An 11,397-nucleotide genomic window follows, 5' to 3' on the forward strand; every position below is an offset into this window, starting at 1 on the left:
GAAAATGACAAAAGAAAAAAGAGCTTTTCTTATCTATCGAAAAGCTCCTCTTTTATTTAATGTGAAGACGCATCGCTAATGCCATGACCAGTATTAGATTTCACTAGAATTTCATCAAATTTCGCTTCATCTTCTTTCTTACTAGATAAAACCGTTCCTAAATATGCTGCAAGAAATCCGAGTGGAATTGAAATAATTCCTGGTGTCGTATATGGGAATAACGCTTCCCCAACAAAAATAGCTTTTCCAGCTACAGGGTTCCAAACATTCGGACTCAACGCTACGAGAACAATTGCTGATACGAGACCTACAATCATACCCGAAATAGCACCCGTTGTATTAAAACGCTTCCAATATATTGTAAATAAAATTACTGGTAGATTTGCACTCGCTGCAACTGCAAATGCTAATGATACTAAAAATGCAACGTTTAATGTTTGGGCAAATAATGCAAGTATGATAGATAGTATCGCTACTCCAATAGATGCATAACGAGCCATGGATACTTGCTCTTTTTCCGTTGATTTTCCTTTACGAATGATTTCATTATAAAAATCATGAGCGAATGCTGATGCTGCTGTTAATACAAGACCTGCCACTACAGCCAAAATCGTTGCAAAAGCAATTGCTGATACGAAAGCAAATAAGAAGTCTCCACCTAACGCTTTGGCTAATAAAGGTGCCGCCATATTACCAGCTGGGTTTGCTTTAATAATCGCTTCATTTCCTACAAACGCTGCCGCACCAAATCCTAAGAAAATCGTCATAATATAAAATGCACCAATTAACCACGTCGCATATACGACAGATTGACGTGCAGTTTTTGCATCACGTACTGTAAAAAAGCGGACAAGTATATGTGGTAATCCAGCTGTACCAAGTACTAGTCCTAAATTTAAAGAAAGTGTATCAAGACCATCCTTATACTTTACACCTGGATTTAAAAATGAATCTTTTAAAGGTGTAGCTGTTTTCATTTGAGCGAACATTTCAGTCACGCTGAAGTTGAATTTTGCGAAAACGATAACAGAAATAATAAACGTACCAGCCATAAGTAATACAGCCTTTACGATTTGTACCCAGCTCGTTGCTGTCATACCTCCAAAAATAACATACACCGTCATAAGTGTTCCAACGATTAATACAGATGTCGTATATTCAATCCCTAATAATAATTTAATAAGTGCACCCGCGCCAACTAATTGTGCAATCATATAAAAGATAGAAATCGTCATCGTATTAAGAGCTGCAACTCCGCGAACTTTTTTCGCATCAAAGCGTGCTGCAATCATATCCGCCAAAGTGTACTTTCCTAAATTTCTAAGCGGTTCTGCAACAAGATATAGTACAACTAGATAAGCAACTAAAAAACCGATACTATAAAAGAATCCATCAAACCCAGTTAATGCGATTGCTCCAGCTATACCAAGAAATGAAGCAGCAGACATGTAATCTCCAGCAATGGCCAGACCATTTTGCCAACCAGTTAATCCCCCTCCAGCCGTATAAAATTCACTCGCATTTTTCGTTTTTTTCGATGCAAAATAGGTTATGACGAGCGTACCAAGAACAATAATTAAAAATAGTGCAAATGCAGTAGTATTCAAGTTCAGCCCCTCCCTTTTTGCATATCTTGCAGAATTTTTCGGGAGATTTCATCAAATGATTCTGCTTTTTTGCTATAAATCATACATAGTGCCCATGTCATGATAAATTGGGAAAAAGCAAATACCCACGCCCATGTAACGTCTCCAAATGCAGGTGTATTAAGCACCTTTGAATACGATGTTAGAATAGGTAATGCGATAAAAAAACTAAAAAAGAAAATACTCATTGGAATGATAAACTTCTTTTTCGTATTTAATAACAATTGAAATTCTTCCGACTGAACGACCTCTGTATAATTCACCTCATTTTGCAACTTACGTGCTGACGTATCGTCTCGTTTCATTAACCGATCCCCTCTCTTACTTGAAATACACTTCCCCCTTGCATACCTAAAGACTAAATTTTATAAATATTCAGAAACTTATATTCATTTTAGACAATCCATGCATTCATGCAAAGATTTTTTGATAGACATTTTTCGGCAATTTCCCCTAAATTTTTAATATACTTTTTCAAAATAAAGTGACACTTTACTTATTTATCCTCATTAAGACAAAAGCAGTGCTTAACGCACTACTTTTGTCTTTTTTTCCTTTTCTAAATTACGAGCTGTTTCGCTTAGCTCAACATCTTTTCCGTCTTTCAGTGTTCCAAATATAAAATCGAATACTGGATTTGAAACACCAAACCAAAACTTTTCATTTTTATAATGGTGTAATATATGTTGTTTTTTTAGCCATCTTCCAAACTTAGTGACGGGACGAATCGGTCTATGAGCAATATAATGTTTCCATTCGTAAACGAGCAGCATAATAATCATTCCGATTCCAAATGAAAGTGTAATAGTAACACTTTTTGTAATACCATATGCTATAAGTAAATATATAGTAAAACTAGGTATACTAAACCATACAGGTAAAAACAAAAGTTTTAAATCATCTGGATATACGTGGTGATCATAATGCAATCTTCTTAACATTTTTAATAGAAATGTATTTTTAGGTGGCTTTATATGGAATAAAAAACGATGTGTCATATATTCATTAAGTGTATAGAAAACAATCCCAAACATACATGCTAACATGCCAAACCACGTAAAAAATTGCATTTTTAAAATAATAATGAAAACAAATAGAATGCTATACATAATAACGATATCATGTTGTAAAAAGAACTCTTTCCCCACTTTCTTCATCTTGTTTCCCCCTTTTCCAAAAAAACAGCCGCAACATATCGTTACGACTATTTCTTTTCTATTCTTATTCTATTCACTTTACAAATTTGCCTGCTGTTCTATTGTCGAGAAAAAATTGTTTGGTCCAAATATATTTTGCTTCGGAATAATATGTTCCACTGCAAACACTGTTACTTCTCCTCTTTGCACTTCTCCAATAATGAGCCCAAATATTTCATGATTTACTGCAAACGTCGGTTGCTTTGTTTGTAACAATCTTGCAGCATTATGAAATACCGCTTCATATAGTGGATTTCTATCAGTAATTTCTTTTCGGATTTTTGGCGCTAACGTAATTATAATTTCTTTTCCGTCAATAGTGGTTCGATACATAAAAATCTCCCCTTCAATCTTATGTGAACAACTGTAAAGCTTTGTATGCAAAATGTATAGAGTAACCTACTAAAATAATACCTGCTCCGGCTGTTATGTAGCCAAGCGCTTTTGGTTTTAATAAAGTTCTTCCAAAATGTACAGAAAAAGCAATATTTAAATTCCATAAAATAATACCAACAATAATGCAAAGACTGTACAAAAAAGCTTCTTGTTTCGTTACCTTCGTAAGTAATGAGCTAAGTGTACTTCCGTATATACCAAACCAAAAAACAAGATTTAATGGATTGGATATCGCAATTAAAAATCCTGCCATAAACGATTGCTTAAGGCCACCTACCTCTTCTTTTTTATATTCCATATTCGAGTCGAAAATTCCTTGTTTTACACTTTGAAATCCTAAATAAAATAACAAGAAAAAACCCGTGCAATACATGAAGGCTTGTACATATGTATACATAAACACAGAAGATAAACCGAAATAAATGAGAAGCATAAATAAAACATCTGCAGTCATTCCACCAATTCCAACAACCCAAGCGTGCCAAAACCCACGTTCAATTCCTCGTTTTAACATTTCAATATTAATCGGCCCTACTGGCGCAGCTAATGATATACCTAATACGATTTGCTGTATAATTGCTCCAAACATCGCTCTATCCTTTCTACTCTCTTTACTACTAGTTAATGATGTAATTTGAAAAAATAGACTAGCTTTCATAATAAAATACCCTTTTTTATCCAAAATATACAAAAGAGCCATCTAGGTGATGGCTCTTACTTTTCTATCCTATGAAGAAAAGGACATTTCCCTTTTATTGGCTCTACATCGTCTCCTATGAAATATTGTTTCCATTCACGATGCTCTGGGTCACCATAATGACTAATGTTAGGATGTTTCGGCAATTGATCCCACTTTTCAACTCGCTCACGAACCATTTGTCTTGAATATGCTCCTTTAGGACGATCTCCCTCTAATCCATCAAAAATAGTGCGTGGCTGAAACCCAATAACGAGAGAATTCCCTAAATGTCTAGTTTTTCGTTGTTTATAAGCTGGCGCATTTCCAAATGCGAATATTGGCTCACCACCAAATGAAAATTCCCATAAATAATGGTCTGGATCTTCAGGAATTTGCTTTGGCCATGCTTGATTATCGTTTTCATGTAAATACTGTAACACTTTCCAAAAGGAATCACGGTAATATTCGAGTGGCTGTTCTTCACATTCCGGTTCTACAAAAAGGAAAAAGCCCCTTCTTACAATCGGCCTCTCTTTCATTAACTCTAAAAAAGATAACATTGTATGTGGTAAATGACTCCAATCATTATGAGAAAGAAATGAATAACGAAGTTCATTCTTTTTCAAAGCTGTTAAACCGAAATAACATGGAAAAGTTGGTTCTAACACAACATTTGAAAAAATCTCAAATTCTTTTGCAACCCAATCCGGTATGTCGGTTCTCGTTCTCATTCCTTCATTATCTAATAAGTAAGACTTATTCATTCTTTCACCTCATTATGTATAGCATTCAATTAAGAATATTATATACTCAGCCTGTCCTATACCTATTTAAAAATTTGACTGAAAAATTATTTAAAAATACAAAAAAATAAAATCGCTTACTTGACTAAATTCTCCCAATTCGTGTATATTTAAATTAATCATTTAGCAGAATATTCAAGAATATAGCATTTTTAGTTTATATTATTTTTTTAAAATGAATTTCACTAAATGAAAATAGTAAACGCTTTTAGGAGGAATTGTAACATGCAAGGAAAAGTAAAATGGTTTAACAACGAAAAAGGTTTTGGATTTATCGAAATGGAAGGCGCTGACGATGTATTCGTACATTTCTCTGCTATTCAAGGCGACGGCTACAAAGCTTTAGAAGAAGGTCAAGAAGTATCTTTCGACATTACTGAAGGTAACCGCGGACCTCAAGCTGCTAACGTAGTAAAACTTTAATCCAACATATAACAGGAGGTTACCTTACTTGGTAACCTCCTTTGTTATTCCTTTGTATATTTCCGTTTTACAGAGCAAAAACTATGTGAAATGCGCACTATACAAAGGAGGAATTATTAATGGGATCAGAAGTAAATGATTTTGAAGAAGTGAAATTCCGTGTAGAAACAGCACAAAAAATGGTAGGATCAGCAACAATTTCAATGGATCCAGATACATTAGAACATGCTACTACTGCTGTAGAAGCAGCTCGCTCTCAGCTTGAAATTATGAAATCTGTTGCAACTGATTTAGATGAGCCATTTTTAATGAATGAGGAAAAAAAATTAAATAAATGTGAGCATCAACTAAACGAAGCAAGACACTAAAAAACATCCAGAGAATTTTCTCTGGATGTTTTTTCATGACAACTGTTCCCCATACTTTTTCAATGTTTCTCCCACTGTACATTGCCTTATACAAAATGAATGAGCGTAATACTTACTATTTGTCTTTCGATTATGTTCTCGCAAAAAACATCCTTCACAATACGTTTCTAATAAGTCATTTACCTCTGTAATGAGTTGCTTTTTATCCACCTTTGCACCTCTCTATTCGGTTATTTCTTTATGACTATCAATACTTGTTCCTTCTAATGCTTGCGTAGCTAATTGATGTGCTTCTTTATTTTGTTTTCTAGATATCGACTCACATATAAGTTTTAATTTCATTTGCTTCGCCTTTTGCTCAATTTGGTCTAAATAATGATTTAAATGTTCATCATAACAAGGCCATTCTCCGGCTAATTGCTGCAGTACCACTTGTGAGTCTCCGCGAAGTGTAACTGCTTCATACTTAATCCCTAGTTCCTCGAGTATATTCATACCGTATAATAATGATGCATATTCCGCTTCATTATTATCATATATACCTTCTATATATGCATTGCGGCGAATGCGGTAGTTTGTATTTCCTTTTTTATAATACACACATATACCAACGCCAGCTTCTTTCGTTTGCACATCATACCCCCCATCAAAATAAACGAGTATTTCTTGGGGCTCTTCCTCTACTTGCTTACTTAACTTTTTCATCTCTTTTAATGACCATTCTGCGTCCATTTCATCGTAAAATAAAAGTTCCTTAGCTCTTCCTGTTTTCTCAAAATCCTCTGCAAATTGAAGTACTTCTTCTATGTTCATATACTCTGTTGTTAATTCCGTCTGCAATCCACGCTTCGTTTTATACAACCAATGAATTTTATATTTCATACTACATTCCCCTTATGTAAGACTTCTTATATATATCCGGCTAATTGAAGCCTCACTTTATTTTATTATATTTTATCTAGAGTCACAGCATTATATTCAATATGATTACATACAAAAAGAGCTATCCCTATAGGAATAGCTCTTTCATCTATTACATAAATCTTTCAAATTGTACTCGCTTATTAATCCAGTACATTACAGGCATACCGATCGCCATGACAACAAATTCACCAATTGCACAAGTTAACCAAGACAACATAAATGGTAAACCCAATGCAAGATGAAGTTCAATTGCAATCATAAACATTGTAATTGTAAAGATAACTGTATTAAAAATCATACGAGCCCAAACACCTTTAATAAATCGCATAGAAATAATCGTTGCAACTAACGCAAGAATAGATTGCCCTACTCCAAATACTAAATCGTAAGCGATCATAGGTGAGAAAAAGAGATTCGTTAAAAATACACCTAATACAATTCCGTAAATTGCTTTCTTGTTAAATACAACGAGATGATTAAACATCTCTGAAATACGAAATTGTACATTCGTAAAGCCAAATGGCTGAATAAGCATAGAAACAGCAATATATAATGCCGCTAAAATACCATTACCGACTAAAGTTCTAATATTCATGACAAAATCTCCTTAGTTTTTTTACGTGGGATGGTTTCGAACCACGTTATTCGTTTTTTAAGCAACAAGATTATATTTTACGTGGTAGCCCCTCTTTCGTCAATAGATTCCTATCATAAACTACCTTTTTCCTTTTAGACAACGTATAATGAAACATATGAAAGATTTAGGAGGTTTCACTTCATGACAGCAACAATTCAAAATGAAAAAGTGATCGTTTCCATTTCTGACAAAGGTGCAGAATTACAGAGCGTTCGCTTAAAAGAAGACAACACAGAATATTTATGGCAAGGTGATTCTACTTATTGGGGACGCCGTGCACCAATTTTGTTCCCAATTGTCGGCCGATTAGTAGATAATACATACTACGTAGACGGTAAACCATATTCATTAACACAACACGGTTTCGCTCGTGATCTTACTTTCTCTGTGAAAGAACAAAGCGAAACAAAAATCACTTATATCGTTACTAGTAATGAAGAAACATTAAAAAAATACCCATACGAATTCGAATTACTCGTTTCTTATGAGCTAAATGGACAAAGCGTTCATATAACATATGAAGTAAACAATCCTACTTCAAAAGAGATGTTCTTCTCAATCGGAGCACATCCTGGATTCAACTTCCCTTTATTGGACGGTGAATCATTTACAGATTATCACTTATCGTTTAATGGTTCGGAACGCTTAGAAACAAGCGTATTAGAAGGACCTTATCTTTCAAACAAAAAGCAATTAATCGCTGAAAATACGACTGAATTGCCACTTACATATGATTTATTCAAAAATGATGCACTTATTTTTGAACATATGAATACGAATGAAATTTCGATTCGTTCTCATAAACATAATAAATTTGTAAAAGTAGAATTTGATGGATTCCCATTTGTTGGCGTATGGACACCAGGGGATAACGCACCTTTCTTATGTATTGAACCTTGGTATGGCATCGCTGATGAAGTAAATCCAGCAAAAGATTTCAAGAACAAAAAGGGAATTCAATCTTTACAAGCGAATGAAACATTTACATGTCGTTACAGCATCACAATCGGATAACTACTCTATCCCCTACTTCAAAAAAATATTTAAGTAGGGGATCATCTTATAATTTGGAGGTTTCTCATTTTGATTGAAGTATATATTGATGGTGCATCAAAAGGAAATCCTGGTCCTTCTGGTGCAGGAGTGTTTATTAAAGGCGTTCAGCCACCTGTACAATTATCAGTACCACTTGGAACAATGTCCAATCATGAAGCAGAATACCGCGCTTTACTTTTAGCATTAAAATATTGCATCGAGCATAATTATAGCACTGTCTCTTTTCGTACAGATTCGCAGCTTGTTGAGCGGGCTGTTGAAAAGGAATACGCAAAAAATAAAATATTTGCACCTCTTTTAGATGAAGCACTGCAGTACATAAAAAACTTCGATCTCTTTTTTATTAAGTGGATTCCAAGTAGTCAAAATAAAGTAGCTGATGAATTAGCTAGAAAAGCTATCTTACAAAATTAACGGGGGTATGAGTGTGAAAAAAGAGTGGATTGCTCCTCTTGCTTTATTATTTGTCTCTTTTATTTGGGGAGCTACGTTTGTTGTCGTTCAAAACGCTATGTCTTTCGTTGGTCCATTTACGTTTAATGGTATTCGCTTTTTATTCGCTGGAATTATTTTATTATTCGTTCAAATTATTTTCTCACAGAAAACTTCAAAACAAGAATTAAAACATAGTAGTTTAGCTGGATTAATGGTTGGGTTCTTCTTATTTGTCGGCTATTTATTACAAACATTTGGCTTACTTTATACAACTTCTTCAAAAGCAGGTTTCTTAACTGGGCTAAGCATTGTTATGGTCCCAATCTTATCATTTATCTTTTTAAAACAAAAAGCCACCATTTTCATCGTACTTGGTATTGCTGTAGCTACAACAGGTTTGTACTTATTAACAGCTGCTGATTCTTTCCAATTAAATATAGGAGATATACTTGTTCTTGGTTGTGCAGTCGCTTTCGCTGCCCATATTCTTATTAACGGCTTCTTTTCTAAAAAAATATCACCTTTATTATTAAGCACATCTCAAGTATTAGCTGTTGGTATATTTTCTTCTATTTGCGCTTTCTTGTTTGAAGATTGGGAAAAGTTATTTTCAGTATCACTATGGACGAATCAATCCTTTTTATTCGCACTCTTTCTAACTGCTCTGTTTGCAACATCTATTGCTTTTTTCATTCAAACATCGGCACAAAAACACACTTCTCCAACGAGAGTAGCAATTATTTTCGCAATGGAGCCCGTTTTTGCTGCCTTAACAGGCGTTCTCGTTGCAAATGAACAACTTTCTATTTCTGCTATTATCGGATGTCTATGTATTTTCCTAGGCATGATTTTTGTTGAATTACCTTCCAAAACAAAAAAAGAAGCGCAGGCTGCGTGAAGTTACGCTTGTAACTTCCGCATAAAAGCCTTAGCGCTTTTTTTATCTGTAATTTCTTCTTCTTTCAATCGTTCTAATAACGCAACGAAATAACTACCATCAAACTGCAATTGATGTTTAATTGTCGCTTCTATTGCTGCGTTCACAATCCCATCAGACGCACCAGTATATCCTTGTCCAAACATAATAAACCCCTGTGCTTCCTCTGATAATTTAAATCCTTTCGTATGTAAGAATGAAAGATAATCTTCTACTGTTTGCATGTTATTCCCACCTACTCAAAAATTCTCCATCTCCTATCATACATGTTTTTACACGCTATGAGAATGAAATTTCTTTGACAACTTTGTAAATCAATCTTCTACTTCGCTTACAATGGAGGATTTTCTAACAATCTGAAGGAATATGTAAAGTGGAACTTATTTCATATTAAAGGGGAGACACGATGAAACAAGCACTATTAATTATCGACGCTCAACAAGAATTAATTGATGGAAATGAGCAAGAAAATGAAGTTTTTCGTAAAACCGAGCTATTATCTACACTAAATATAGCACTGCAGAAAGCAATAGATTCAAATGCTCTTATTGTTTTCGTAAGAGATATCGATGTTGCTTCTGGTAGTGGCGAAGGATTTGAAGTACATAATCAAATTCAAGTACCCCAGTCTGCAATCCTTATTAATAAAGCAGCAACCAATTCATTCTACGGCACTTCTTTACTTGAACTTTTAAAAGAAGAAAACATTAATCATATTGTTATAGGCGGATGTAAAACAGAACATTGTATTGACACTGCCGTTAGGACAGCAACTGTACAAGGATTTGACGTTACATTAATTAAAAACGGGCATTCAACAACTGATTCTAACGTATTGTCTGCAGAACAAATTATTGGTCATCACAATAAAACTTTACACGGTCATTATAACGTTGATCATTTTTCTATGGTGAGAGATATCGAAGAAGACCTCTTTCAGCCGACTCATGATCAATATCGTGATTAGCGAAAAAGAATCCTTCATTCAGAAGGATTCTTTTTCACCCAAAAATTTGTGCTGCAATGCTATATAACTCATTATTCCTTTTTAATAATTGATCGCTATTTTTCATCATAATTGGTGGTGTATTCACCTTTTTAAAACCAGCAATCTCTAATACTTTCATGAAATCTTTCTTTCCTTCTAGTACATCAATTCTTAATTTACCATTATGCCCTTTTGCTAAATCATGTACAATTCTCATTGCCATCTCATCATTTTTAGCAACAACCGGCCCTATTATCTTATTTTCTGGTGTTTGTATGCTTAAACCGTAACCTAATACATTTTGTTCCTTGTCCTTTACAACGATACACTGTTCACTTTGCATAATTCTTTTCTTTAAAAACTCTTTTCTATTTGTTCCAAACGCATATTCATCTATTTTTATTATTTTTTCTAAATCACCCTCTTCATAATTCATCACATAATCTTCATTTCTTACACAATAATGTTTCGCATTGTATGAGTTACATATGTATTTAGAAACATAACTTACTGCCCTAAATCCTAACTTTTCATATAAAGGTTTCCCTTCATCCGTAGCAATAAGCATAATTGGAGTATGAGCTGATACGCTTTTAACGCACGCTTCCGTTATTATCTTTCCAATCCCTCTCCCCTTATAATCTGGATGTACAATCACCATTCCGATAGATGCTAATTTCTCCCCATATAATATTATTGCTGCGCTAGCAATTAGTTCCTCTTTCTCATTCCAAACACCGTATACAATCCCTGCGTTAAAAATAGTCTCAATTTCTTCTCTGTTATAATCCCAACCAATATAAGAAGATAGCGCTACAATGTCGCTTATTTGTTCTTTCCGAAGACGCTCCACTCTAATTTCCAATTCAATCATACTCCATCCCCTTATCTAGACATTTAAATCATTAT

The 11,397-nt window shown here is 34.2% G+C and carries 17 protein-coding genes and 1 riboswitch; of the genes, 6 read left to right on the forward strand and 11 right to left on the reverse strand.

Annotated elements, in window-relative coordinates; translation table 11 throughout:
* Positions 1 to 56: 56 nt before the first annotated feature.
* From ACTFR3_RS08545 to ACTFR3_RS08570, 6 genes are all read right to left on the reverse strand, one after another.
* Positions 57 to 1,607 (reverse strand): solute symporter family protein, encoded by a 1,551-nt coding sequence (locus tag ACTFR3_RS08545; RefSeq protein WP_001098240.1) that lies wholly within the window; start codon positions 1,605 to 1,607, stop codon positions 57 to 59.
* Between the two features lie 2 nt (positions 1,608 to 1,609).
* On the reverse strand, positions 1,610 to 1,951 hold the full coding sequence (locus tag ACTFR3_RS08550) for a DUF485 domain-containing protein (RefSeq protein WP_000817366.1): 342 nt from the start codon (positions 1,949 to 1,951) through the stop codon (positions 1,610 to 1,612).
* Between the two features lie 222 nt (positions 1,952 to 2,173).
* Positions 2,174 to 2,803, reverse strand: coding sequence for a sterol desaturase family protein (locus ACTFR3_RS08555; RefSeq protein WP_000755401.1), 630 nt, complete (start codon positions 2,801 to 2,803; stop codon positions 2,174 to 2,176).
* Between the two features lie 78 nt (positions 2,804 to 2,881).
* Positions 2,882 to 3,175: a hypothetical protein gene (locus ACTFR3_RS08560; protein WP_000286361.1), complete on the reverse strand. Its 294-nt coding sequence runs from the start codon at positions 3,173 to 3,175 to the stop codon at positions 2,882 to 2,884.
* 19 nt (positions 3,176 to 3,194) lie between these two features.
* Positions 3,195 to 3,938 carry a LysE family transporter gene (locus ACTFR3_RS08565; RefSeq protein ID WP_001196841.1) on the reverse strand — a complete coding sequence of 248 codons (744 nt, stop codon included), beginning with the start codon at positions 3,936 to 3,938 and terminating at the stop codon, positions 3,195 to 3,197.
* Between the two features lie 14 nt (positions 3,939 to 3,952).
* A complete protein-coding gene (locus ACTFR3_RS08570) occupies positions 3,953 to 4,681 on the reverse strand; it encodes a YqcI/YcgG family protein (protein WP_001043767.1) in 729 nt (242 codons plus the stop codon).
* A 264-nt stretch (positions 4,682 to 4,945) separates the two neighbouring features.
* Between ACTFR3_RS08570 and cspB the strand changes: the two genes are divergently transcribed.
* Both cspB and ACTFR3_RS08580 read left to right on the forward strand, forming a co-directional pair.
* On the forward strand, positions 4,946 to 5,143 hold the full coding sequence (gene cspB, locus ACTFR3_RS08575; RefSeq protein ID WP_001161731.1) for a cold shock-like protein CspB: 198 nt from the start codon (positions 4,946 to 4,948) through the stop codon (positions 5,141 to 5,143).
* Between the two features lie 119 nt (positions 5,144 to 5,262).
* Complete coding sequence (locus tag ACTFR3_RS08580) at positions 5,263 to 5,511, forward strand: DUF2564 family protein (RefSeq protein ID WP_000534392.1); 249 nt, start codon at positions 5,263 to 5,265, stop codon at positions 5,509 to 5,511.
* Positions 5,512 to 5,544: 33 nt separating this feature from the next.
* Here the strand turns inward: ACTFR3_RS08580 and ACTFR3_RS08585 are convergent, their stop codons facing one another.
* From ACTFR3_RS08585 to ACTFR3_RS08595, 3 genes are all read right to left on the reverse strand, one after another.
* Positions 5,545 to 5,721 carry a zinc-finger domain-containing protein gene (locus tag ACTFR3_RS08585; RefSeq protein WP_000358801.1) on the reverse strand — a complete coding sequence of 59 codons (177 nt, stop codon included), beginning with the start codon at positions 5,719 to 5,721 and terminating at the stop codon, positions 5,545 to 5,547.
* A gap of 12 nt (positions 5,722 to 5,733) precedes the next feature.
* The gene (locus ACTFR3_RS08590) at positions 5,734 to 6,393 is read right to left on the reverse strand and encodes a ribonuclease H family protein (RefSeq protein ID WP_440044353.1); all 660 of its coding nucleotides are present in this window, start codon (positions 6,391 to 6,393) and stop codon (positions 5,734 to 5,736) included.
* Positions 6,394 to 6,544: 151 nt separating this feature from the next.
* On the reverse strand, positions 6,545 to 7,030 hold the full coding sequence (locus ACTFR3_RS08595) for a QueT transporter family protein (protein WP_001026474.1): 486 nt from the start codon (positions 7,028 to 7,030) through the stop codon (positions 6,545 to 6,547).
* A 6-nt stretch (positions 7,031 to 7,036) separates the two neighbouring features.
* Positions 7,037 to 7,081, reverse strand: a riboswitch (PreQ1 riboswitch).
* 132 nt (positions 7,082 to 7,213) lie between these two features.
* Between ACTFR3_RS08595 and ACTFR3_RS08600 the strand changes: the two genes are divergently transcribed.
* From ACTFR3_RS08600 to ACTFR3_RS08610, 3 genes are all read left to right on the forward strand, one after another.
* Complete coding sequence (locus ACTFR3_RS08600; protein WP_000127417.1) at positions 7,214 to 8,086, forward strand: aldose 1-epimerase family protein; 873 nt, start codon at positions 7,214 to 7,216, stop codon at positions 8,084 to 8,086.
* A gap of 69 nt (positions 8,087 to 8,155) precedes the next feature.
* Positions 8,156 to 8,542 carry a reverse transcriptase-like protein gene (locus ACTFR3_RS08605; RefSeq protein WP_000573880.1) on the forward strand — a complete coding sequence of 129 codons (387 nt, stop codon included), beginning with the start codon at positions 8,156 to 8,158 and terminating at the stop codon, positions 8,540 to 8,542.
* A 13-nt stretch (positions 8,543 to 8,555) separates the two neighbouring features.
* Positions 8,556 to 9,461, forward strand: a complete 906-nt coding sequence (locus ACTFR3_RS08610; RefSeq protein ID WP_140335646.1) for a DMT family transporter — start codon at positions 8,556 to 8,558, stop codon at positions 9,459 to 9,461.
* A 2-nt stretch (positions 9,462 to 9,463) separates the two neighbouring features.
* Here the strand turns inward: ACTFR3_RS08610 and ACTFR3_RS08615 are convergent, their stop codons facing one another.
* Complete coding sequence (locus ACTFR3_RS08615) at positions 9,464 to 9,724, reverse strand: DUF6123 family protein (protein ID WP_001195212.1); 261 nt, start codon at positions 9,722 to 9,724, stop codon at positions 9,464 to 9,466.
* A gap of 182 nt (positions 9,725 to 9,906) precedes the next feature.
* Here ACTFR3_RS08615 and ACTFR3_RS08620 point away from each other — a divergent pair, with 182 nt between their 5' ends.
* Positions 9,907 to 10,467, forward strand: a complete 561-nt coding sequence (locus ACTFR3_RS08620; RefSeq protein ID WP_000806322.1) for a cysteine hydrolase family protein — start codon at positions 9,907 to 9,909, stop codon at positions 10,465 to 10,467.
* 34 nt (positions 10,468 to 10,501) lie between these two features.
* Here the strand turns inward: ACTFR3_RS08620 and ACTFR3_RS08625 are convergent, their stop codons facing one another.
* A complete protein-coding gene (locus tag ACTFR3_RS08625; protein ID WP_074554079.1) occupies positions 10,502 to 11,362 on the reverse strand; it encodes a GNAT family N-acetyltransferase in 861 nt (286 codons plus the stop codon).
* Positions 11,363 to 11,397 lie beyond the last annotated feature (35 nt).

The organism is Bacillus cereus group sp. MYBK14-1, assembly GCF_051916885.1.
In the GTDB taxonomy this organism is placed as follows: Bacteria; Bacillota; Bacilli; order Bacillales; family Bacillaceae_G; genus Bacillus_A; species Bacillus_A cereus.

Coding starts and splice junctions, on each gene's coding strand:
- ACTFR3_RS08550 (WP_000817366.1), bottom strand. CDS start 1,951: ATGAAACGAGACGATACGTCAGCACGTAAGTTGCAAAATGAGGTGAAT.
- ACTFR3_RS08555 (WP_000755401.1), bottom strand. CDS start 2,803: ATGAAGAAAGTGGGGAAAGAGTTCTTTTTACAACATGATATCGTTATT.
- ACTFR3_RS08560 (WP_000286361.1), bottom strand. CDS start 3,175: ATGTATCGAACCACTATTGACGGAAAAGAAATTATAATTACGTTAGCG.
- ACTFR3_RS08565 (WP_001196841.1), bottom strand. CDS start 3,938: ATGGCTCTTTTGTATATTTTGGATAAAAAAGGGTATTTTATTATGAAA.
- ACTFR3_RS08570 (WP_001043767.1), bottom strand. CDS start 4,681: ATGAATAAGTCTTACTTATTAGATAATGAAGGAATGAGAACGAGAACC.
- cspB (WP_001161731.1), top strand. CDS start 4,946: ATGCAAGGAAAAGTAAAATGGTTTAACAACGAAAAAGGTTTTGGATTT.
- ACTFR3_RS08580 (WP_000534392.1), top strand. CDS start 5,263: ATGGGATCAGAAGTAAATGATTTTGAAGAAGTGAAATTCCGTGTAGAA.
- ACTFR3_RS08590 (WP_440044353.1), bottom strand. CDS start 6,393: ATGAAATATAAAATTCATTGGTTGTATAAAACGAAGCGTGGATTGCAG.
- ACTFR3_RS08595 (WP_001026474.1), bottom strand. CDS start 7,030: ATGAATATTAGAACTTTAGTCGGTAATGGTATTTTAGCGGCATTATAT.
- ACTFR3_RS08600 (WP_000127417.1), top strand. CDS start 7,214: ATGACAGCAACAATTCAAAATGAAAAAGTGATCGTTTCCATTTCTGAC.
- ACTFR3_RS08615 (WP_001195212.1), bottom strand. CDS start 9,724: ATGCAAACAGTAGAAGATTATCTTTCATTCTTACATACGAAAGGATTT.
- ACTFR3_RS08620 (WP_000806322.1), top strand. CDS start 9,907: ATGAAACAAGCACTATTAATTATCGACGCTCAACAAGAATTAATTGAT.
- ACTFR3_RS08625 (WP_074554079.1), bottom strand. CDS start 11,362: ATGATTGAATTGGAAATTAGAGTGGAGCGTCTTCGGAAAGAACAAATA.